We start from the raw sequence: 20028 nt of genomic DNA on the forward strand, positions 1-20028 counted from the left end.
CGAGTTTGATCCAGATCAAAAATAGCGTCTGTTTGACGCAAGCATTTTGCTTTATCTACCCGACGGAATATGGTTTTTAACGCGGCCAAAGACAACGGGAGAGGTGCGACTGATTCACACCTTTTCGCCAGAGAAGCAAAGATCAGACGATCAGGACAGAAAATGAAGAATGCTTTGATGCTTTCGGGGTTGATGACAGCCCTCTCCAGCCTTCCCGCAATGGCTCAGGAGCTTGAGATTATTGGTAAGCCGGTTGATGGCGGCCTTGGGTTCCAGCCCGCGGCCACCAGTCTGGCCTCGGGGATTCACCGGCTGGATGATATGATTCTGGTGATCATCACCGCGATCTGCCTGTTTGTTGCGGGTCTGCTGATCTACTGCATCATTCGCTACAATTCGCGTAACAACCCTGAACCGGCGCGATTCTCGCACTACACCCCGGTTGAGATCGCCTGGACCCTTGGCCCGATCCTGATTCTGGTCTTTATCGGTGCCTTCTCGCTGCCGGTTCTGTTCAATCAGCAGGAAATCCCCGAAGGCGACATCACCATCAAAGTCGTTGGGAACCAGTGGTACTGGACCTACGAATACGTTGATCACGATTTCGCCTTTGACAGCTATCTGCTGGGCCACCCGGCCACACTGGACGAAGGCGCACGCCCGGCCGATGCTGACGTAACCCCATTTGTTCTGAACGATGCGATGCGTGCCAAACTGGCGGATGCGGGCTACAGCGATGACGAATGGCTGCTGGCCACCGATACCGCCGTTGTCGTTCCGGTTGGCAAGGTCATCGTCATGCAGGTTACCGCTTCGGACGTGATCCATTCGTGGACCATCCCGTCCTTTGGCGTAAAGCAGGACGGTGTTCCAGGTCGACTGGCCGAGCTGTGGTTCGAAGCCGAGAAAGAAGGCATCTATTTCGGTCAATGTTCCGAACTGTGCGGCAAGGACCACGCTTACATGCCAATCACCGTCAAAGTGGTCAGCGAAGAAGCATATGAGCAGTGGCTGCAAGGCGCACTGGAAGAATATGCAGGTCAACCGGCAACCTATCAGGTTGCATCGAAGTGATGACCCGCGCGAGCTAAACGCTCGCGCCAAGAGTAACGCAGGCTGCGCGTTTTTCGCGCAGCTTTCGCCCCAGAAGGACCGGAAATGAGCGACGCAAGCATCAATGCCAGCACAGTGAGCGCCCAATCCCACGCGGATGAGGCCAGCTTTGGTGATTTCTTTGCCTTGCTGAAGCCGCGCGTGATGTCGCTGGTCGTGTTCACCGCTTTGGTCGGCCTTCTTGCGGCACCGGTTCCTGTTCATCCATTCGTGGGCTTTTGCGCCATCCTGTTCATCGCCATTGGCGGCGGCGCATCCGGCGCTTTGAACATGTGGTGGGACGCCGATATCGACCGCGTGATGAAGCGGACCAAAGGCCGCCCGATCCCCTCCGGCAAAGTCCAGGAGGGTGAGGCGATGGCAATCGGGCTGGCCCTGTCGGGGCTGTCCGTTATTATGCTGGGTCTGGCGACCAACTGGTTTGCTGGCGCTTTCCTGGCCTTCACGATCTTTTTCTACGTTGTCGTCTATACGATGTGGCTGAAACGCTCGACGCCGCAGAACATCGTGATCGGCGGCGCGGCCGGGGCATTCCCGCCGGTCATCGGCTGGGTTGCCGCAACGGGGTCTATGTCCATCGAGCCGTGGCTGATGTTTGCCCTGACCTTCATGTGGACCCCACCGCATTTCTGGGCGCTGGCGCTGTTCATGCGCTCGGATTACGACGATGCGGGTGTTCCGATGCTGACCGTCACGCATGGTCGTCGCGCCACGCGCTGGCACATTCTGGTATATACCGGGCTGCTGGCCATACTGGCTGTTGGAACCGCATTCTCGGGCATTGGCGGTCCGATCTACCTGACTGTCGCGGTGGTGTTGAACGCGCTGTTCCTGCGCGGAGCGTGGCAGATTTCGCGCCGCAACGAGGATGATTCCGAGGCCGACAATTTCAAGGTCGAACGCGCGTTCTTCAAGCTGTCGCTGCTGTATCTGTTCCTGCATTTCGGTGCTATCCTGGTCGAAGCACTACTGAAACCCTATGGGTTAGGAGGTTGGTCATGAGCCTGCGTAAGAGCCACGAACTGCACCAACGCCGGTTCAGTCGTAACCTAGGGGTCGGTCTGACGCTGGCTGCCTTTATCGTGATCATCTTCGGCCTGACGATCGTCAAGGTTTCGGGCACGGATTTCAGTCTGGCAACGCAAGAAGTTCAGTACTGATGGCGTTGACGGGTCCCCAGAAAACTGTTGCGCAGACCGTTGGCGTGGTTGTCCTCATGGGCAGCCTGGCCTGGGCTTCTGTTCCGTTTTATGACTGGTTCTGCCGTGTCACCGGTTTTGGTGGAACCACTGGCGTGGCCGCGACTGCACCCGAAGACATTCTGGACCGCAAGGTTACCATCCGCTTTGACGCCTCGAAGGCGAAAGACATGGCATGGGAATTCAAGCCGGTCGCGCGCGAGATGGAAGTGCGCATTGGCGAAACCGGACTGGCCTTTTACGAGGCCTACAACCCGACCGACCGCCCCATTGCCGGGCAGGCGTCCTACAACGTGACACCGTATTCGGCCGGCGGGTTCTTTCAGAAAATCGCCTGTTTCTGCTTTGAAGAGCAGGTGCTGCAACCCGGTGAACGTGTTGAGATGCCGGTCACCTTTTTCGTCGACCCTGAAATGGTCGAGGATCTTGAAGCTAAGTATGTTCATACGATTACACTGTCGTATACATTCTACGAAATTGACCTGCCCGAGGGCGTTGCCGCCCTTGAGGCGCAGGCTGATATAACAACGAACTAACGCCTGTAGGTGAGGGACGCTGATGGCACACGCAAAAAACCATGATTATCACATTCTGGCCCCGTCGATCTGGCCTCTGATCGGCGCGATCGGCGGCTTTGTGATGCTGTTCGGAGCCGTCCTGTGGATGCACGGGGTTACCTCGTGGATGTTCTGGGCCGGTCTGGTGGCCGTTCTTTACACCATGTTCGCATGGTGGTCCGAGGTTGTGGTCGAAAGCCGCCAGGGCGATCACACACCGGTTGTCCGCATCGGCCTGCGCTATGGCTTCATCCTATTCGTAATGTCCGAGGTGATGTTCTTCTTTGCCTGGTTCTGGTCGTTCTTCAAACATCGCATGTACCCGATGTACGACTATGCCGGTACCGAATACATCCAGCCTGACATTCATGCGGTTGACCCGTTCCACCTGCCGCTGATCAACACCCTGGTCCTGCTGCTGTCGGGCTGTGCAATCACCTGGGCGCACCACGCGTTGGTGCATGGCAATGATCGAAAGGCGCTGGTGCAAGGGCTGGCCATCGGCATCGCTCTGGGCGTCGCATTCACCGGTCTGCAGGCATTTGAATACTATGAGCTGCTGGCGCATGAGGGCTGGAAATTCGGCGGTGATCAGTTCTATTCGAACTTCTTCATGGCAACCGGCTTTCATGGGTTCCACGTTCTTATCGGTACCATCTTCCTGTCGGTATGCTTAATCCGGGCGCTTAAGGGTGACTTCACGCCTGAGAAACACGTCGGGTTTGAGGCGGCTGCCTGGTACTGGCACTTCGTTGACGTTGTCTGGCTGTTCCTGTTCTTCGCAGTATACATCTGGGGCCAAGCGCCACTGATGTAGCGCCAGACGGGCGAACAAATTGCAAAAGCCGCCCTTTCGGGGCGGCTTTTTCTCTATTCTGGGCGCAAGATTGCGCCCCATACAATTGCAAGGTTGCCTTTCTGCGGCTGCAGCCCTTAACAAGACGCCGGCTCTTGCAGAGCCTTCGAACAACACAACCTGGTCCTGACATGCGCCGCATTCTCTTTCTGATGATCTTTGGCATTGCCGGTCTGGCGGTCCTTGTGTCGCTGGGTGTCTGGCAAATGCAGCGGTTGGCGTGGAAACAAGGCGTTTTAGCCGAAATCGAAAATCGGATTTCAGCCGATCCGGTTGATTTGCCTGACACCGTGTCGCGGGATGCTGACAAGTATCTGCCGGTTACGATTACAGGCGAGATGGAGCCGGGCGAGATCCACGTTCTTGTCTCGGTCAAACAGGTTGGGGCGGGCTATCGCATCATCCAGTCTTTCAGCACAAATGACCGGACAATTCTTGTGGACCGGGGCTTTGTTCCTGTGACCGCGAAGCACGATCAAAGGCTGAACGGCCCGATGGTGATCACTGGAAATCTGCACTGGCCGGACGAAATTGACGGCTACACGCCTGAGCCGGATATTGACGACAATATATGGTTTGCCCGTGATGTTCCGAACCTGGCCGCCGCACTTGGGGCTGAGCCAGTACTGCTAATCGCGCGGTCGCAAACCGACCCCAACATCACACCCTTGCCTGTTTCGGTGACGGGTATCCCGAATGATCACTTGCAATATGCAATAACATGGTTTGGCCTGGCTTTGGTCTGGGCCGCGATGACCGGATATTTTCTGTGGCGCAGCCGCGCCCCTTCTGAGAGTGACGCGACATGAAATACATCTCGACCCGCGGGCAGGCGCCCGAACTGACGTTTGAAGAGGCGATGCTGACCGGATTGGCTCGTGACGGTGGTCTGTACCTGCCTGCCGAGATCCCGGTGATGACGCAGGATGAGATCGCGGCACTGGCCGGACTGCCGTTTGAGGAAATCGCGTTCCGGGTGATGTGGCCCTATGTCAGCGGATCTTTCGGTGAGAGTGAGTTCAAAGAGATCATCGGCCGCGCCTACGAAGGCTTCGGCCATGACGCCCGCGCGCCATTAAAGCAGTTGAACGAAAACCACTTCCTGTTGGAGCTGTTCCACGGGCCGACCTTGGCCTTCAAAGACTTCGCCATGCAGCTGATCGGTCAACTGTTTCAGGTGGCGCTGAAGCGCCGTGGCGACCGTGTGACCATCGTTGGCGCGACCAGCGGTGACACAGGATCGGCTGCGATTGAAGCGTTCCGGGGGCTCGACGCCGTGGACGTGTTCATCCTGTTCCCGCATGGCCGAGTTTCGGAAGTGCAGCGTCGGCAGATGACGACACCTGCGGACCGCAACGTGCATGCGTTGGCGGTGGACGGCGATTTTGACGATTGTCAGGCCGCGCTAAAGGACATGTTCAACGATTTCGACTTCCGCGACGGCGTGAAGCTGGCTGGCGTGAATTCGATCAACTTTGCCCGTGTTCTGGCGCAGATTGTCTACTACTTCTCCGCTGCTGTCAGCCTCGGCGCACCGCATCGCAAGGTCAGCTTTACGGTGCCGACCGGCAATTTCGGTGACATCTTCGCGGGCTACCTTGCCAAGCGCATGGGCCTGCCAATTGATCGTCTGGTTGTCGCAACCAACCAGAACGACATTCTGCATCGTTGCCTGTCGGGCGAGGGGTACTTCAAGGGCGACACCATCCCCTCGATCAGCCCGTCGATGGATATTCAGGTCAGTTCGAACTTTGAGCGTGCGCTATACTATGCTTATGGTGAGGATGGCGGGGCTGTCGCGCAGTTGATGGATGAATTGAAGAACGGCGGCTTCAATGTCAGCCAGGGCGCAATGGAAGCGCTGCGCGAGAGCTTTGACTCGGACCGTGTCTCTGAAGAAGAGACGCTGGCGACAATCAAGTCCACTCTGACCCATAGTGCGGAACTGGTTTGCCCGCATACCGCCGTGGGCATCAAGGTTGCAGAAGAACATCGCGCGGCTGACGTTCCGATGATCACACTGGCCACCGCGCACCCTGCAAAATTCCCGGCAGCGGTCGAGAAGGCAAGCGGCGCGCATCCGCCTCTTCCATCCCGCATGTCTGATCTATATGAACGTCCGGAACGGGTGACCCGCATCGCCAACGATCTGGGCACTCTCGAGGATCATATCAGAAGGCATATCGCTGAGTGACTGTCAGACAAGACCAACTGAAGAACGGATTTCGTATCGTCAGTGAACATATGCCGGGGTTGCAATCGGCGGCCATCGGCATCTGGGTGACCGCCGGTGGGCGGCACGAGCGGATTGAACAGAACGGTATTGCGCATTTCTTGGAGCATATGGCTTTTAAGGGAACCAAGCGCCGTTCAGCTTTGCAAATCGCCGAGGCGATTGAGGACGTGGGCGGGTATATCAACGCCTACACGTCGCGCGAGGTGACGGCTTATTACGCGCGTGTTCTCAAAGACGATGTGGCGCTGGCGATGGATGTCATCGGTGACATTGTTCTGAACCCGATCTTCGACCCGCGTGAGATCGAAGTTGAACGCGGTGTGATCCTACAGGAAATCGGTCAGGCTTATGACACGCCCGACGATGTGATCTTTGACTGGTTGCAAGAGCAGAGCTATCACGATCAACCGCTGGGTCGAACCATTCTGGGCCCGACCGAACGTGTCAGCGCGTTTTCCCGAGAGGATCTCTCCGGTTTCGTCGCCGAGCATTACGGGCCTGAGCAGATGATCCTTTCTGCTGCTGGTGCCGTTGATCATGATGCGCTGATGAAAACGGCTGAGGCGTTGTTTGGCCATCTTAAACCCTGCAAGGGGCTGATCCCGGAAACCGCCCGTTTCACTGGCGGCGAAGCGCGGCAGGAGAAAGAGCTGGAGCAGGCGCATTTCGCACTGGCGCTGGAAAGCCCCGGCTATCGCGACGATGCGATCTATACCGCACAGATTTATTCGACTGCGCTGGGCGGAGGCATGTCCTCTCGCCTGTTCCAGGAAGTGCGCGAAACACGCGGGTTGTGCTACACGATCTTTGCGCAGACCGGAGCTTATGCCGATACCGGCACGACGACGATTTACGCCGGAACGTCGGCGGATCAGGTGGCAGAGCTGGCCAGCATAACGATTGATGAGATGAAGCGCGCCGCCGAAGACATGAGCGCCGAAGAGGTTGCCCGCGCCCGCGCGCAGATGAAAGCCGGTATGCTGATGGGGCTGGAAAGCCCGTCGAACCGGGCGGAACGTCTGGCGCGTTTGGTGCAGATCTGGGACCGGGTTCCCTCGCTTGAGGATGCTGTGGCCAAGATCGACGCCGTCACCACCGAAGATGTGCGTGCATTCGCCGAACAGATGGCAGTGCAGGCCCCTGCTGCGCTGGCGCTTTACGGTCCTGTCTCGGGCGCACCCACGCTGGCGCAATTGCAGGAGAGGCGTGCGGCGTGATGCTGTTGGGCAGACGCAAGCTGAAACTTGAAACCGAGCGCCTGAGCTTGCGCCCGCCCGCGCATTCCGACTTTAACGACTGGGCGGCGCTACGGCGCGCGTCACAGGAATACCTAACCCCGTGGGAGCCGATCTGGGCCAAGGATCACCTGAGCCGTAAATCCTTTACCAACAGGGTTTATTGGGCGCAGCGCTCCGTGGCCGGTGGAACGGCGATCCCACTGTTTTTGTTCCGCCGCACGGATGACGTGCTGTTGGGGGCAATCACGCTGGACAATGTCCGCCGCGGCCCGGCGCAGGCAGGGACACTGGGATATTGGACGGGCCAGTCTTTTGCCCGTCAGGGCTATATGCGCGAAGCCATCGGTGCAGTCGTTCATCACGCCTTTACCCGGTTGGATCTCAGCCGGATTGAGGCGGCGTGCCTGCCGGAAAACAAACCATCGCGCGGGTTGCTGGAAAGCTCGGGTTTCAAATACGAGGGCGTAGCGCAGTCGTACCTGCAGATCAACGGGCGGTGGCGGACGCATGTGCTGTATGCCAGTTTGCGGTCGGACCGGCGCGGAAAGACGGACGCAGGGTAGGCGCCGTTGCGGTGTCATTGGGGGGCTCTGCCCCCGCCGCGGCAAGCCGCGTCTTCCCCGGGATATTTTTAGCCAGATGAACAAGGGGCATGACTTAGCGAGCGCTTGCGCTACAATCCGGACATGCGGTGGATTGTTGTAGGGCTGATGATGATTGCAGGCGGGGCTGTGGCGCAGGAGCGGCGGCCGAGCCATTGCATTGCCATAGCGGATGCCGCACCGGGGATAGAATACATTCACAAAGCAGCCTGGCAGGATCCGGTGCCGGAGTTTTCGGTTCGGATCAGCTATATTGCTCATGCGTCGTTTATGATCCAGACGCAGGGCGGGTTGAACGCAGTGACGGACTTCACCGGTTTCATCGGCAGCGCGGATCTGATCCCGGACGTGGTGACGATGAACCATGCCCACGGCACCCATTGGACCGCCCATCCGGATCCTGCCATCCCAAATGTGTTGCCGGGGTGGGGCGAGTTCGGGCAGGGGATCGAACACTATCTTGATCTGGGAGAGATGCTGATACGCAATGTCTCGACCGATATCCGATCCTCTTATGGCGGTGTGGAAGAGCGCGGAAATTCGATCTTTGTGTTTGAGGTTGAAGGGTTGTGCATAGGCCATCTAGGTCATCTGCACCACGTGCCATCGGATGAACAATTTGCCGCCCTGGGGCGTTTGGATGTTGTGATGGCTGCGGTGGATGGTGGAACGACGATGCCGCTGCCGGAAATGATCACGGTTTTGAAGCGGCTGAAAAGCTCTGTCATCATTCCAATGCACTGGTTTTCCAGTTTCTCACTGGACCGATTTCTGGTCGATATTCGCAACGACTTCCCCGTTGAGCGCAAAGGCGTTTCCGAGATCACCGTGTCTCTGCGCACGTTACCTGATCGCCCGACCGTTGTTGTGCTTGAGCCTCAATACCTCATTGAGCTGGAATAGGGCTTGTGGGGATGCGGCGGCTTGGGCAAGGAAAGGGTATGAAACTAAACCCTGCCGATGACAATTTTGCTCAATCAATCCGCACTGCGCTGGGCGATGATATTCTGCACCCTGTCGAGGAACGATACCTGGAAGAGCCGCGCCGCAGGTTCGCAGGCCGTGTCGGCGTTCTGGCGCTGCCGAAGTCGGTAGAACAGGTTTCGACGCTCGTTCGGCTCGCCTCGGATGCTTCGGTTCCTGTCGTGCCTTATGGCGGCGGCACCGGATTGGTCGGCGGGCAGGTGATGACCGACGGCCCGGCTCCGTTGCTTGTTTCGCTGGAGCGGATGTCAGCCATCCGGGCGGTTTATCCGACCGAGAACATTCTGATCGCCGAGGCCGGTGCCATTCTGGCCGATGTTCAGGCCGCTGCGGAAGAATCTGATCGATTGTTCCCGTTGGCATTGGCAGCGCAAGGGTCTTGCCGGATCGGTGGAAATCTCGCGACGAATGCGGGTGGGGTCAATGTATTGCGCTATGGCAATGCGCGTGACCTGTGTCTTGGGTTGGAAGCAGTTCTTCCGAATGGTGAAATTTGGCACGGCCTCAGCCGATTGCGCAAGGACAACACTGGGTACGATCTGCGTAACCTTCTGATCGGGGCGGAAGGCACGCTGGGGATCATCACTGCCGCGTCGTTGAAGCTGTACCCGCGTCCGGCCGAGACCGGCACCGCGATATTCCAGGTGGCCTCTCCGGATGCTGCCATTGAATTGCTGGCGCTGGCACGCGATCAGGTGGGCGAGGGGGCCAGCACCTTTGAGCTGATCCACAAGCAAGGCCTGCAATTCCTGTCCGAGGTTTTGCCCGATATCCGCCAGCCCTTTGACGTCCAGCCCGAATGGATGGTGCTTATTGAATTGGGCCTTTCTGGCGGTGCGTCACCGTCAAATGCACTGGAGGCGCTGTTCGAAACAGCGGAGGCGCGCGGGCTTGTAGGTGACGCGGTCATAGCCCAAAGCGAAGCGCAAAGATTGGAGTTTTGGGCCGTACGTGAGCAGATACCTGAGGCCAATCGGTTGATCGGTTCGGTCTCAAGCCATGATATCTCGGTCCCGATTTCGGATATCCCAGCGTTCATCCAGCGTGGGTCCGAGGTGGTGAAGGCGTTGGGGACATTCCGTATCAATTGCTTTGGGCATTTGGGTGACGGTAATCTGCACTACAACGTGTTTCCGCCGCAGGGGCACAGCCGCGCGGAATATGATGCCCAACGGCATAGTGTAAAGCGCGCGGTGCATGATTTGGTGCATGAGTTCGGTGGGTCGATCAGCGCCGAGCACGGCATAGGACGTTTGAAAACGGATGATTTGGAGAGCTATGGCGATCCGGTAAAGCTATCTGCGATGCGTGCGATCAAAGCTGCCCTTGATCCAAAGGGGATCATGAATCCAGGGGCCGTTCTAAAGACGTAGGCGCGACCCACTTCGCATGGGCCGCGCGCCGATATTACGATCCAGGCAGAATAACCTTATCAATCACGTGGATGACGCCGTTCGACGTCTCGATATCGGCCTGCACAACGTTGGCGTCGTTGACCATCACGCCGTTGTCCAGATCGATCTTGATTTCTCCACCCTGAACGGTCGCGGCCGTCATGTCATCGGACAGATCGCCTGACATCACTTTTCCGGGCACCACATGATAGGTCAGGATTGCAACCAGCTGATCCTTGTTCTCGGGCTTCAGAAGGGTTTCGACTGTGCCTTCGGGAAGGGCGGCAAACGCCTCATCCGTGGGAGCAAAAACGGTGAACGGACCTTCGCCTTTCAGCGTATCAACCAGTTCTGCGGCCTGAACGGCTGCGACGAGGGTTTCAAAGCTGCCTGCGCCGACGGCGGTGTCGACAATATCTTTGGAATGGCCATCAGCATATGCCGCAGTTGAGACGAATAGGCTTGCGACACCGGCAATTGCGAGATTGCGAAACATGGTATGATTTCCCTGGTTGGAATGCCCTTGGTGGCATCAATCGGGGTACGCTGCATCACTGAAAAGAGATCACTGTTTGTGCCGATAAGTTCGGGTTGATCCAATAAAAAACCGCGCTAAGCCAGCGCGGTTCCAAGTTTCCACTCACGAATTTGTGATTGCACGGGACGTCAGAGGCCTTCGAATTCGCACAGGACGTGGACATCCATCCCCATGTCTTCCAATGCCTTGCGACCGCCTAACTCTGGCAGATCGATAATGAACGAGCATGAGACGATCTCGCCCCCCAAACGTTCGATCAGTTTGATGCCCGCGGCAGCGGTACCACCTGTCGCCAGCAGATCATCGACGACAAGGATTTTTTCACCCGGCTGGATGGCGTCGTCGTGGATTTCGACAATCGCCTCGCCGTATTCCAGCTTGTAGTCCTGGCTGATCGTGGTTCCCGGCAGCTTGCCCTTTTTACGGATGGGCACGAAACCGACGCTTAGCTGGTGCGCGATTGCGCCGCCCAGGATAAAGCCGCGCGCCTCAAGGCCAACAACCTTGTCGATGCGCTCACCGGCATAGGGGTGCAGCATTTGATCAATCGCCATGCGGAAACCGCGCGGATCCGCGAACAGGGTCGTGACGTCCCGGAACATGATCCCTTCATGTGGGAAATCCACGATGGTCCGAATGTAATCTTTGACCGACTTGTTTCTGGACATGGCCATCCCCTCTGGCGTCAAAACACGCTGGGCTGTTTGGCCCATTGGTGTGAGTCATGCAAGGAAAGATTGCCGCCCCCTTACTTGGGGCGTTTCGACTGGCCGTAGTCGCGGTTCAGTGTATCGGGCATCCACGTCAGGTAAGGATTGTGCCACTTGCCCTGATCTTTCAAAAATCGCCTGAGCGACATGAAGGTTCGTTGCCATAACCTTCTTTTGTTGTTAGGTGCTCGTGAATTACAAACTATATGCGAAGTATATACAAAGCCTATCTTACAGGCCTGGGAATTTGATGGGAACGGGACGCGTGGGAACGAAAGACAGTAAGATTTCAACGAAGAAAAACAGTCAGTTGGTCCTGCGGCTGGACAAGGATGAACGGGACGAGTTTGTTCAGCTTTGCAAAGAGTTGGACACTTCGGCCGCGCGAGAAATCCGGCGGTTCATTCGCGGTTTCATGAAGGAACACGCTGAGGGCTGAGCCCTCAGGCCGGGCGGCGCAGGACAGCCGTGGCCACACCCATCCCGATTAATGCCAGCCCTCCGAACCGGGTCATAGCGGTGATGACGCCTGAACGGCCGATCATCTGGCGCAGGTGGTCCGCCAACAGGGCGTATGCCAGCGAATTCAGCCATGCCAGACCCACGAAGGTTGCGATCAGGATAGCAAATTGCGGTCCGAGCGGGTCAGCCGGGCGCAGAAACTGAGGAACGAAAGCGATAAAAAACGCGATAGATTTCGGGTTCAACGCGGTGACGGCGGCAGCATGGCCAAAAACGCTGTGTGCGGTGACATTGCGCCCGGTGTCCACAGTCTCAAGCCCGCCTGATGGTGCGCTGCGTAACAGTTTGATCCCCAGCCAGACCAAATAGGCGGCACCGACCCATTTGAGGGCCGTGAACAGGGTAGCCGAGGCCAGGACCAGCGCGCCAAGCCCCAAAAGAGAGGCCGTCATAGCCACCAGATCTCCAACAGCTACACCCGTCGCCGAGGCGACAGCCACGCTGCGCCCCTTGGACAGAGCATAGCTGAGAACCAGCAGGACCGTCGGGCCTGGGATCAATAGTAGGGCGGTGGATGCAGCGACAAAGGCGAGCCAAAGGTCAAGGGACATCGGAAATCCTGTGAATACGTTTCCCGCAGCAAGCCCGGACCAGCGCGCAAGGTCAAGCCCTGTATGGTTGCGTTGTCAGACGCATCAGCACCTCGAGCGGACCGCGTTTGATTTTGCGGGACCACAATAGGGCAAAGACCGAGGACGCGGCACAGAACGCAACAGCGTAACCCGCGATCTGCGGGGCGTTCAGTGACCCGTTCAGCAACCCGGCCTCCTCCAGTATGCCCATGCCGATCAGGATGTGCGCCACATAGAGCGTCAGGCTTTGCCGACCGGGCGCGGTTAGGGCTGGGCCGATGCGCAACTTTTCGATCTTGGGCCACAGCTTCAACAGCAATCCGATCACCACGCAAGCCGAGCCGGTTCCGGCAATAATGTAGAACGGTCCCGGTGGGATGGACGCGGTTCCCAGATAGATCACCAGATCAGGGTCCGAGGCCAACATTTGCGGAAACAGGGCAAACACGGCAGCTCCGAACCCCCACATGATCAGCCTGTGTTGAATGCAGATCGTGTGCAGTTCGGATCTTCCAATGGCGATTCCGATCAACAGAAACGCCGCCCAGGGAAGGACCGGGTGCCAGCCGTTGAAAAACAGGTTGCGCAAAAAACCGGGCAGGGTCCAAAGGTCGGTGTATGTCAGCGTTTCCCAGTCCCAGCCAAGGTCGTAGTTGAAAATCATGACGGCGAGGACAGCCAGCGCCACCACCCCAACTGAACCCAACCACAATGCACGGGTTGGTGCCGTCAGGAAAGCGGCGCCAACAACGAAGTACACCGCGTAGAAATGCAGGATATCGGCGTCAAATACAGTCATGTTGATCAGACCGAGCACGAACAAAAACACCGCGCGCCGCAGCAGCACCGATGCTGAAACAGAGGACAACCCAATTCCGATACCGGCCAGGATGACAAACAATGCGGCCGCGCGGCCTTCAAGCAAATCGATCAGGGTCGAGGCCCAGTCATTGCCAGGGGCGACCTGAGCGGCAATGCGGAAATTTACCAGAACCATTCCGCAAAACGCCAGAAACCGGGCTGCGTCCAATGCCTCAAGTCGTTTCATGCTATCCCTCTGTTTCGCCAGCATTTTGACGGTATCGTGCGAACCATAGATCGGTGCACTACAGGCGATTTTTCAAGATGCTGGGCGAAAAAGAACCAGTGCCGTGCAACGCGGCAACAAGTTTTAAGATTGGATTAAGTGTGCCCCGCGCGGCTTGAATTGGTCTAGCGGGTCACCGACCTTGGACCTGACTCAACACTTCGGAGAGGCCGATGGTTCCAACAGATCATACACGCGCGAACGCGGCACCTGAAACCAGCCACTCGCGGCTTGCCCACGTAAAGGGCGCGCTGATCCTTTTGGTTCCGGTCCTCGCAGTGATCTATGCGGGCATCGTTGGGTATATGTATGTGAACCAGCAATCGCTTTTGTTCAAACCGGACGGAGAATTACCAGCGCCCAACACGGTAGGGTTGGCTGATGTGGAGTCCGTTTCCTTCACAATGTCCGATGGCGTTACGCTGACCGCGTGGTCCGCCCCGCCCGCGACCGATGATGCGCCGACGGTTTTGTTCTTTCATGGCCAATCGGGCAACCTGGGCGACCGGGCCGACCGGATGAGAGAGATCCTCAACAGTGGCTTCGGCCTGTTGGCCCCCAGCTATCGTGGATATCCGGGCAGCGAGGGCGAACCGTCCGAGATGGCGCTGATTTCCGACGGCATCCAGATGTATGACCAGCTGGATCGCCAAGGCGCGGACGTTGTGTTGCACGGCCAAAGTCTTGGAACAGCCGTTGCAACCGCGGTGGCCGAACAGCGCCCAAATGCACAGCTGCTGGTGCTTGAGGCACCCTTTACGGCCACGGTGGACGTCGCGGCGGAAAGATATCCCTGGCTACCGGTGCATGCCCTGATGCGGGATCAGTTCGCGACCCGTGATTTGATCGGGAACGTCACCGTTCCGACTTTGATCTTCCACGGGACCGAGGATGAAACGGTTCCACTGCATCACGGCGAAGCTTTGGCCGCGATGGCCGGGGATACCGCGCAGATCTATGTCATCCCGGACGGCGCACACAACGACCTCTGGTCGCATGGGTTGTGGGATCAGGTTCAACAGTCTTTGCCAGCCAACTAAGGTTGCCAGTCAGAGAATCCGACCAGCAACAGCATCCAGTTTTGCCAACACGGTGGGATCACGTTTCTCCGGTGCGGTCAGGATGGCATATTCCAGTGCCCGGTCGCAGCCATGAGGGCAGGGCGCGCGATCAGCGCCCAGCAGATCGGGCAGACCTTTAACAAGCGCACGGCCTTTCTCGGCATTGCCGGTCAGCGTGGCGATGATGGCGGTGACGTCCACCTCGCCGTGGTCTGGATGCCAGCTGTCGTAATCGGTGACCATCGCGATCGAGGCATAGCAAAGCTCGGCCTCGCGGGCGAGTTTGGCCTCGGGCATGTTGGTCATGCCTATCACGTCGCAGCCCCAGTGTTCGCGGTACATCTTGGATTCCGCCAATGTCGAGAATTGCGGCCCCTCCATCGCCAGATAGGTGCCCCCGCGATGGATGGTTATCCCTGCCGCTCGACCGGCAGTCTCACACGCGTCCGACAGGCGCGGGCAGGTGGGGTGCGCAACACTGACATGGGCGACGCAGCCGGTGCCAAAAAAGCTTTTCTCGCGCGCAAACGTCCGGTCGATGAACTGATCGACGATCACGAAATCGCCCGGTGCCATATGCTCGCGGAACGACCCGCAGGCCGAAACCGAGATCACATCCGTCACGCCCAGTCGCTTCAGCGCGTCGATATTGGCGCGGTAAGGCACTTCAGTAGGGGAATGTACGTGACCACGCCCGTGACGAGGAAGGAACGCCATGTCCACGCCGTTCAGGGATCCGGTCAGGATCTGATCCGAAGGATCGCCCCATGGCGTTTCGACTGTGACCCATTCCGCTTTTTCCAAACCGTCGATGTCGTAAATGCCTGATCCGCCGATGATGGCGATTTTGGTCTGGGTCATGGCTGCTCTCCACAAGAAAAAAACTGTCTGGGAAGTTCTGCGTGGCAGCCGCGGGTTTGGCAAGTGGCTTCAAGGGTTTGTGTAACTTGCTTGCTAGCTATGCGGTTTACGCATATCAGGGTCCCGCTGGGTGCAGTATCTAATGTCAGGTGTGACAGGTAAAAGGCATCTTTCGCGCGAACAAACAACCCCACAGGACGTCTCATGCCCCGAGCCATGCTGGCAAGCTTTGCCAATCGTATAGCCAAACCCGATCTCCGCTGGATGCCGGACGAGGGGCTAACGGTCTCGCGCTTGCGGATTGAGCTGTTGTCGGGCCTGACCGTTGCGTTGGCTCTTGTGCCCGAAGCGGTAGCATTTGCCTTTGTCGCAGGTGTGCACCCTTTGGTCGGGTTGTATGCCGCGTTCATGGTGGGTTTGATCACGGCGCTGATCGGCGGTCGGCCGGGCATGATCTCCGGCGCAACCGGTGCTCTGGCTGTTGTGATGGTGGCGTTGGTGGCTGAACACGGGGTCGAGTACCTGTTCGCTACTGTGGTTTTGATGGGCATTTTGCAGGTCATTGCAGGCGCGATGCATTGGGGCCGGTTCATCCGATTGGTGCCGCATCCGGTGATGCTGGGCTTTGTGAATGGTCTGGCCATCGTGATTTTTCTGGCCCAGATGGGCCAGTTCAAGGTTCCGGGCACCATGGAAAACACCGGTCACGGCCTAAGTGGTGGCGAATGGCTTTCGGGTCTGCAGATGTATACGATGCTGGGTCTGGTCGCCCTGACGATGGCCGTGATCTGGGTCACGCCGCGGATTACACGGATCGTGCCCGCACCATTGGCCGGTATCTTTGTCGTTGCCGCGCTGGTGATTGGCTTTGGTCTTGATGTGCCGCGCGTCGGCGATCTGGCCTCAATCGAGGGCGGTCTGCCCGCATTCCACATCCCGATGGTGCCGCTGAACTGGGAGACCTTTGAGATCATCCTGCCTTACGCTGTCATTCTGGCCGCTATCGGCTTGATTGAATCTCTGCTGACCCTGAACCTCGTTGGTGAAATCACCGGCAAGCGCGGAGGGGCCTCGCAAGAATGCATTGCGCAGGGTGTGTCCAATGTGGCGACTGGATTCTTCGGCGGCATGGGCGGTTGTGCGATGATCGGTCAATCGATGATCAACGTGAAATCGGGCGGTCGTACACGCATCGCCGGGATTGCTGCGGCGCTTTTCCTGTTGATCTTTATCCTGTTCGCCTCACCCCTGATCGAGCAGATTCCGCTGGCCGCGCTGGTGGGTGTGATGTTCATGGTGGTAATCGGAACCTTTGCCTGGAACTCGTTCAAGATCATGCGCAAGGTGCCCCTGACGGATGCGTTTGTCATCGTTTTGGTGACTGTTGTGACCGTGATGGAAGACCTTGCGGTTGCCGTGGTTGTTGGTGTGATTGTGTCAGCGCTGGCCTATGCCTGGAACAATGCCAAGCGTATCCATGCCGTCACGCGTGAGTCTGCCACGGAAGAAGGTGCAAAGGTCTATGAGATTCAGGGGCCGCTTTTCTTTGGCTCATCCGATGGTTTTACCGAGCTGTTCGATGTTCAGAATGACCCTGACACCGTAATCGTCGACTTTGCCGAAAGCCGCGTCGTAGACCAGTCCGCGCTGCAGGCCATCGAGAACATCGCTGGCAAATACGAGACCGCAGGCAAACGCGTCATGCTGCGCCACCTCAGCCGGGATTGCCATAAACTGCTGAACAAGGCCGGCCACCTTATGGTCGATAGCGACGATGACCCGGACTACGAATTGGCCGTCGATTACTCGGTCCGCACGGGTGTGCTGGGCGGGCATTGATTGTAAAAGGCGGCCACTTCGGCCGCCTTTTACTTTGGAGCAATCCGTTCCAATTCTTCAATATTACCAGACAGAAGCGCCTCTTCGGCTTCGGCGATCTTCTCGGCGGGCCAATCCCACCAGTTCAATGCTAAAAGCCGGTCGATGGTGTCCTTTTCGAACCGGAACCGCCGCACTTCGGCAGGGTTTCCGGTAATGATCGCATAGGGCGGCACGTCTTCGCGAACGACAGATCCGGCACCAATAATTGCCCCAGAACCGATCTGCGCACCGGGCAAGATCATTGCGCCATACCCAATCCAGACATCGTGGCCGATGAGAGTGTCGCGCGTGTCCGGTTGAAACCCGGTCATTCCGTCCGGGTCGAACACTGGAAACGGAAAACACGTCAATCCATCCATTGAATGATTGGCCGATGATGTGATGAAACGTACGCCATGGGCGATCTGACAGAACTTCCCTAGCACTAGCTTTTCTTGCGAAAACGGAAACAGGTACGGGGCAAGTCGTTGCGCCCAATCCTCGGGCGCATCGAAGTCCGAAGCATAGCTGAAAGCTCCGGCCTTAAACCTGGGATGGTCAATCGCTTCAGACAGGAAAACCGTGCCCTTGTGATCAGAGCCATCAGGGAGCGTGATCGGGTATCTGCGTAAGGGGTCAGGAAACGGCATTAGTCATCCGGTCTTGAAAGGCTGAACAGCTCGGTGACCACGGAATAGTCCCGGTACCCAAGCCTTGCCAGCGGTTGGAATGTTGTGACGTCGAACATGCCATCCTTCAGGCAATCGTCGCGCAGATGTACGCCGGTTACTTCTCCGAACACTACCCGATTGGCCTCGCCCGGAAGGGACACGATCTGGGTTAGCTTGCATTCCAGCGCCGCTGGTGTCCCTTCGATCCGGGCGCAGGGGATGGTTTCGCATTCCACCGGCGAAAGCCCGGCATGACCGAATTCGTCCACGTCCTTGGGAAGACCAGCTGAGCTTGCGTTCATAGCATCCCGATGTGCATGGGCCACAACGTTGACGCAGAACGCCCCGGTGGCTTCGATATTGGCGAGGCTGTCTTTTGTGCCGTCCTGATCGTGTTTGGTTCCGGTCGAGGCAAACATTACCTGCGGCGGCGTATATGCAACCCCGTTAAAAAACGAATAGGGCGCCAGATTGTTGACGCCATCCTTGTCACGTGTCGAGATCCAGCCAATCGGCCGCGGCGTGATAATGGCGTTGAATGGATTGTGCGGCAGGCCGTGGCCGTCTTCGGGGCGATAGAACATATGGTCTCCAAGCGTTTGCCCAAGGCGTACCGAAGTGCTAGGGCGATTGCCAGCTAGGAAAAGAGGGCAGGGTGCAGCAGTTCGTGATCAGGCCGGAAGAGCCGGATGATTGGTGGGAGGTCGAGGCACTTTACGACCTGTGCTTTGCGCCGGGGCGTGAGGCGCTGTCCTCGTATCGTCTGCGCGATGATGTTCCGCCCGTGTCGGGTCTTTCCCTTGTTGCGCGCGACGGGCAGGGCATTCTGGCCGGGGCGATCCGTTTCTGGCCCGTGCATGTGGGCGATCACGACGCCCTGTTGCTGGGTCCCGTGGCCGTGCACCCAACCCATCAGGGCGAAGGTCTGGGGGGATTCCTGATCCATCAGGGGCTTGAGGCCGGTCGCGAAATAGGCTGGCAAAGGGCGATGCTGGTGGGCGATGCGCCTTATTATGCGCGTTTCGGGTTCACACGACTTTCCGGTGTGGAAATGCCCCCGCCAACAAACCCAGACCGGGTCTTAGGCGCGGAATTGAGCCCCGGTGAATGGTTGAATGTGCGTGGCGAGGTGACCCGCTGGACCCGCTGAGCTATTGAAACCCTGCCGTTCAGCCCCGATGTTTAACGGCAGGAGGGCTTACATGCAGGACGTGCTTCTAGTCGAAAAGCTGGATACCGATGCCGAATTGGATCGGTTGGCCAAGTATTACAGAACCGCCGGAGGTCCCGGCGTTAAACTGTTGAACAGTTTGGGGGGTTCGGCGGAATCGCTAATGGAACAACTTCCTCTATCTGTGCGGGAGGGGCTGACAGGGGCCACGGAACAGGCGCTTTGGCTAGCGATGCACGCAGCCGAGGGTTCGCGTCGTGCCATTCCGGATCAAAAGCCATGGGTGAACACGGCTGTCGCAACGGCGATGGGGGCGGCCGGTGGCATGGGTGGCGTGTCGACTGCCCTGATGGAATTGCCTGCAACAACGGCCATGCTATTGCGTGCCATTCAGGGTGCGGCGTTCCGCGAAGGGTTCGATCCGTCCGAGGAAGGCGTCAAATTTGATTGCGTTCGGGTCCTGTCTGCAGCCGGACCACTGTCTTTTGACGATGGCGCAGATCTGGGCTTCTTTTCGGTCCGCCTGACGTTGACTGGCCCAGCGATGCAAAAGCTAATTTCAGCGGTAGCGCCGCGTCTGTCCATTGTACTGGGCCAGAAGCTGGCGGCGCAATCGATACCGGTTCTGGGTGCGATCGCAGGTGGTGGAACAAACTATGTCTACACCCGATATTATCAACAGGTGGCGCGTGTTCACTTCGGGTTGCGGCGACTGGCAATCGATGCCGATATCCCGCATGAAGATCTGGTTCGGAAGCTGGCTGCCCGCGTTTGAGACCGACCTAAATGCTTGGAA

At 57.9% G+C, this 20028-nt stretch carries 23 protein-coding genes; 16 read left to right on the forward strand and 7 right to left on the reverse strand.

The features are described 5' to 3' along the window. Positions 1-162: 162 nt before the first annotated feature. The 11 genes from coxB to AC2FLA_RS13055 all read left to right on the forward strand — a co-directional run bounded on the left by coxB (position 163) and on the right by AC2FLA_RS13055 (position 10158). On the forward strand, positions 163-1074 hold the full coding sequence (gene coxB, locus AC2FLA_RS13005; protein ID WP_282153549.1) for a cytochrome c oxidase subunit II: 912 nt from the start codon (positions 163-165) through the stop codon (positions 1072-1074). 84 nt (positions 1075-1158) lie between these two features. Next, positions 1159-2115, forward strand: coding sequence for a heme o synthase (gene cyoE / locus AC2FLA_RS13010; protein ID WP_496722691.1), 957 nt, complete (start codon positions 1159-1161; stop codon positions 2113-2115). Then, positions 2112-2273, forward strand: a complete 162-nt coding sequence (locus tag AC2FLA_RS13015) for a cytochrome c oxidase system small membrane protein (RefSeq protein WP_199528566.1) — start codon at positions 2112-2114, stop codon at positions 2271-2273. Before cyoE ends, AC2FLA_RS13015 begins: the two co-directional genes overlap by 4 nt. After that, positions 2273-2848 (forward strand): cytochrome c oxidase assembly protein, encoded by a 576-nt coding sequence (locus tag AC2FLA_RS13020; protein ID WP_496722692.1) that lies wholly within the window; start codon positions 2273-2275, stop codon positions 2846-2848. The genes AC2FLA_RS13015 and AC2FLA_RS13020 overlap by 1 nt, the downstream gene beginning before the upstream one ends. A 22-nt stretch (positions 2849-2870) precedes the next feature. After that, positions 2871-3686 (forward strand): cytochrome c oxidase subunit 3, encoded by an 816-nt coding sequence (locus AC2FLA_RS13025; RefSeq protein ID WP_058272267.1) that lies wholly within the window; start codon positions 2871-2873, stop codon positions 3684-3686. 170 nt (positions 3687-3856) lie between these two features. Beyond that, the gene (locus AC2FLA_RS13030; protein ID WP_496722694.1) at positions 3857-4534 is read left to right on the forward strand and encodes an SURF1 family protein; all 678 of its coding nucleotides are present in this window, start codon (positions 3857-3859) and stop codon (positions 4532-4534) included. After that, complete coding sequence (gene thrC, locus AC2FLA_RS13035) at positions 4531-5919, forward strand: threonine synthase (protein ID WP_496722695.1); 1389 nt, start codon at positions 4531-4533, stop codon at positions 5917-5919. The genes AC2FLA_RS13030 and thrC overlap by 4 nt, the downstream gene beginning before the upstream one ends. After that, positions 5916-7178 (forward strand): M16 family metallopeptidase, encoded by a 1263-nt coding sequence (locus AC2FLA_RS13040; protein WP_496722697.1) that lies wholly within the window; start codon positions 5916-5918, stop codon positions 7176-7178. The genes thrC and AC2FLA_RS13040 overlap by 4 nt, the downstream gene beginning before the upstream one ends. Then, a complete protein-coding gene (locus AC2FLA_RS13045; RefSeq protein ID WP_496722699.1) occupies positions 7178-7762 on the forward strand; it encodes a GNAT family N-acetyltransferase in 585 nt (194 codons plus the stop codon). The genes AC2FLA_RS13040 and AC2FLA_RS13045 overlap by 1 nt, the downstream gene beginning before the upstream one ends. Before the next feature lie 123 nt (positions 7763-7885). Then, a complete protein-coding gene (locus AC2FLA_RS13050; protein ID WP_496722701.1) occupies positions 7886-8704 on the forward strand; it encodes an MBL fold metallo-hydrolase in 819 nt (272 codons plus the stop codon). 38 nt (positions 8705-8742) lie between these two features. Continuing rightward, the gene (locus tag AC2FLA_RS13055) at positions 8743-10158 is read left to right on the forward strand and encodes an FAD-binding oxidoreductase (RefSeq protein WP_496722702.1); all 1416 of its coding nucleotides are present in this window, start codon (positions 8743-8745) and stop codon (positions 10156-10158) included. Positions 10159-10192: 34 nt separating this feature from the next. Here AC2FLA_RS13055 and AC2FLA_RS13060 read toward each other — a convergent pair whose 3' ends face one another. Beyond that, positions 10193-10675, reverse strand: coding sequence for a fasciclin domain-containing protein (locus AC2FLA_RS13060; protein ID WP_496722704.1), 483 nt, complete (start codon positions 10673-10675; stop codon positions 10193-10195). Positions 10676-10845: 170 nt separating this feature from the next. Then, positions 10846-11385 (reverse strand): adenine phosphoribosyltransferase, encoded by a 540-nt coding sequence (locus tag AC2FLA_RS13065; RefSeq protein WP_058272309.1) that lies wholly within the window; start codon positions 11383-11385, stop codon positions 10846-10848. A 307-nt stretch (positions 11386-11692) separates the two neighbouring features. On the opposite strand from AC2FLA_RS13065, the gene AC2FLA_RS13070 reads away from it, so the two are divergent. After that, positions 11693-11866, forward strand: coding sequence for a hypothetical protein (locus AC2FLA_RS13070; RefSeq protein ID WP_200833260.1), 174 nt, complete (start codon positions 11693-11695; stop codon positions 11864-11866). A gap of 4 nt (positions 11867-11870) precedes the next feature. On the opposite strand, the gene AC2FLA_RS13075 is transcribed toward AC2FLA_RS13070, so the two are convergent. After that, positions 11871-12500 (reverse strand): LysE family translocator, encoded by a 630-nt coding sequence (locus tag AC2FLA_RS13075; protein ID WP_496722706.1) that lies wholly within the window; start codon positions 12498-12500, stop codon positions 11871-11873. A 52-nt stretch (positions 12501-12552) separates the two neighbouring features. After that, positions 12553-13569: a DUF418 domain-containing protein gene (locus tag AC2FLA_RS13080; protein ID WP_496722707.1), complete on the reverse strand. Its 1017-nt coding sequence runs from the start codon at positions 13567-13569 to the stop codon at positions 12553-12555. 212 nt (positions 13570-13781) lie between these two features. On the opposite strand from AC2FLA_RS13080, the gene AC2FLA_RS13085 reads away from it, so the two are divergent. Then, on the forward strand, positions 13782-14648 hold the full coding sequence (locus tag AC2FLA_RS13085; RefSeq protein ID WP_496722709.1) for an alpha/beta hydrolase: 867 nt from the start codon (positions 13782-13784) through the stop codon (positions 14646-14648). Between the two features lie 9 nt (positions 14649-14657). Here the strand turns inward: AC2FLA_RS13085 and AC2FLA_RS13090 are convergent, their stop codons facing one another. Beyond that, positions 14658-15530, reverse strand: a complete 873-nt coding sequence (locus AC2FLA_RS13090; RefSeq protein WP_496722711.1) for an S-methyl-5'-thioadenosine phosphorylase — start codon at positions 15528-15530, stop codon at positions 14658-14660. 204 nt (positions 15531-15734) lie between these two features. Here AC2FLA_RS13090 and AC2FLA_RS13095 point away from each other — a divergent pair, with 204 nt between their 5' ends. Continuing rightward, positions 15735-17369, forward strand: coding sequence for a SulP family inorganic anion transporter (locus AC2FLA_RS13095; RefSeq protein ID WP_496722713.1), 1635 nt, complete (start codon positions 15735-15737; stop codon positions 17367-17369). A 29-nt stretch (positions 17370-17398) separates the two neighbouring features. On the opposite strand, the gene AC2FLA_RS13100 is transcribed toward AC2FLA_RS13095, so the two are convergent. Then, on the reverse strand, positions 17399-18040 hold the full coding sequence (locus AC2FLA_RS13100) for a CatB-related O-acetyltransferase (protein WP_496722715.1): 642 nt from the start codon (positions 18038-18040) through the stop codon (positions 17399-17401). Next, positions 18040-18645 (reverse strand): flavin reductase family protein, encoded by a 606-nt coding sequence (locus AC2FLA_RS13105; RefSeq protein ID WP_496722716.1) that lies wholly within the window; start codon positions 18643-18645, stop codon positions 18040-18042. The genes AC2FLA_RS13100 and AC2FLA_RS13105 overlap by 1 nt, the downstream gene beginning before the upstream one ends. 71 nt (positions 18646-18716) lie before the next feature. Between AC2FLA_RS13105 and AC2FLA_RS13110 the strand changes: the two genes are divergently transcribed. Together AC2FLA_RS13110 and AC2FLA_RS13115 are read left to right on the forward strand one after the other, a co-directional pair. Next, a complete protein-coding gene (locus AC2FLA_RS13110) occupies positions 18717-19211 on the forward strand; it encodes a GNAT family N-acetyltransferase (RefSeq protein ID WP_058276957.1) in 495 nt (164 codons plus the stop codon). Between the two features lie 52 nt (positions 19212-19263). Beyond that, complete coding sequence (locus tag AC2FLA_RS13115; RefSeq protein ID WP_496722718.1) at positions 19264-20007, forward strand: EcsC family protein; 744 nt, start codon at positions 19264-19266, stop codon at positions 20005-20007. The last annotated feature ends 21 nt before the right edge of the window (positions 20008-20028 follow it).

Source organism: Ruegeria sp. CDSA033, from assembly GCF_059612305.1.

What these genes read in the sequence shown, in the direction of transcription:
- coxB (WP_282153549.1), top strand. Translation starts at nt 163, where the DNA reads ATGAAGAATGCTTTGATGCTTTCGGGGTTGATGACAGCCCTCTCCAGC.
- cyoE (WP_496722691.1), top strand. Translation starts at nt 1,159, where the DNA reads ATGAGCGACGCAAGCATCAATGCCAGCACAGTGAGCGCCCAATCCCAC.
- AC2FLA_RS13015 (WP_199528566.1), top strand. Translation starts at nt 2,112, where the DNA reads ATGAGCCTGCGTAAGAGCCACGAACTGCACCAACGCCGGTTCAGTCGT.
- AC2FLA_RS13020 (WP_496722692.1), top strand. Translation starts at nt 2,273, where the DNA reads ATGGCGTTGACGGGTCCCCAGAAAACTGTTGCGCAGACCGTTGGCGTG.
- AC2FLA_RS13025 (WP_058272267.1), top strand. Translation starts at nt 2,871, where the DNA reads ATGGCACACGCAAAAAACCATGATTATCACATTCTGGCCCCGTCGATC.
- AC2FLA_RS13030 (WP_496722694.1), top strand. Translation starts at nt 3,857, where the DNA reads ATGCGCCGCATTCTCTTTCTGATGATCTTTGGCATTGCCGGTCTGGCG.
- thrC (WP_496722695.1), top strand. Translation starts at nt 4,531, where the DNA reads ATGAAATACATCTCGACCCGCGGGCAGGCGCCCGAACTGACGTTTGAA.
- AC2FLA_RS13045 (WP_496722699.1), top strand. Translation starts at nt 7,178, where the DNA reads ATGCTGTTGGGCAGACGCAAGCTGAAACTTGAAACCGAGCGCCTGAGC.
- AC2FLA_RS13050 (WP_496722701.1), top strand. Translation starts at nt 7,886, where the DNA reads ATGCGGTGGATTGTTGTAGGGCTGATGATGATTGCAGGCGGGGCTGTG.
- AC2FLA_RS13055 (WP_496722702.1), top strand. Translation starts at nt 8,743, where the DNA reads ATGAAACTAAACCCTGCCGATGACAATTTTGCTCAATCAATCCGCACT.
- AC2FLA_RS13060 (WP_496722704.1), bottom strand. Translation starts at nt 10,675, where the DNA reads ATGTTTCGCAATCTCGCAATTGCCGGTGTCGCAAGCCTATTCGTCTCA.
- AC2FLA_RS13065 (WP_058272309.1), bottom strand. Translation starts at nt 11,385, where the DNA reads ATGTCCAGAAACAAGTCGGTCAAAGATTACATTCGGACCATCGTGGAT.
- AC2FLA_RS13075 (WP_496722706.1), bottom strand. Translation starts at nt 12,500, where the DNA reads ATGTCCCTTGACCTTTGGCTCGCCTTTGTCGCTGCATCCACCGCCCTA.
- AC2FLA_RS13080 (WP_496722707.1), bottom strand. Translation starts at nt 13,569, where the DNA reads ATGAAACGACTTGAGGCATTGGACGCAGCCCGGTTTCTGGCGTTTTGC.
- AC2FLA_RS13085 (WP_496722709.1), top strand. Translation starts at nt 13,782, where the DNA reads ATGGTTCCAACAGATCATACACGCGCGAACGCGGCACCTGAAACCAGC.
- AC2FLA_RS13090 (WP_496722711.1), bottom strand. Translation starts at nt 15,530, where the DNA reads ATGACCCAGACCAAAATCGCCATCATCGGCGGATCAGGCATTTACGAC.
- AC2FLA_RS13095 (WP_496722713.1), top strand. Translation starts at nt 15,735, where the DNA reads ATGCCCCGAGCCATGCTGGCAAGCTTTGCCAATCGTATAGCCAAACCC.
- AC2FLA_RS13100 (WP_496722715.1), bottom strand. Translation starts at nt 18,040, where the DNA reads ATGCCGTTTCCTGACCCCTTACGCAGATACCCGATCACGCTCCCTGAT.
- AC2FLA_RS13105 (WP_496722716.1), bottom strand. Translation starts at nt 18,645, where the DNA reads ATGTTCTATCGCCCCGAAGACGGCCACGGCCTGCCGCACAATCCATTC.
- AC2FLA_RS13115 (WP_496722718.1), top strand. Translation starts at nt 19,264, where the DNA reads ATGCAGGACGTGCTTCTAGTCGAAAAGCTGGATACCGATGCCGAATTG.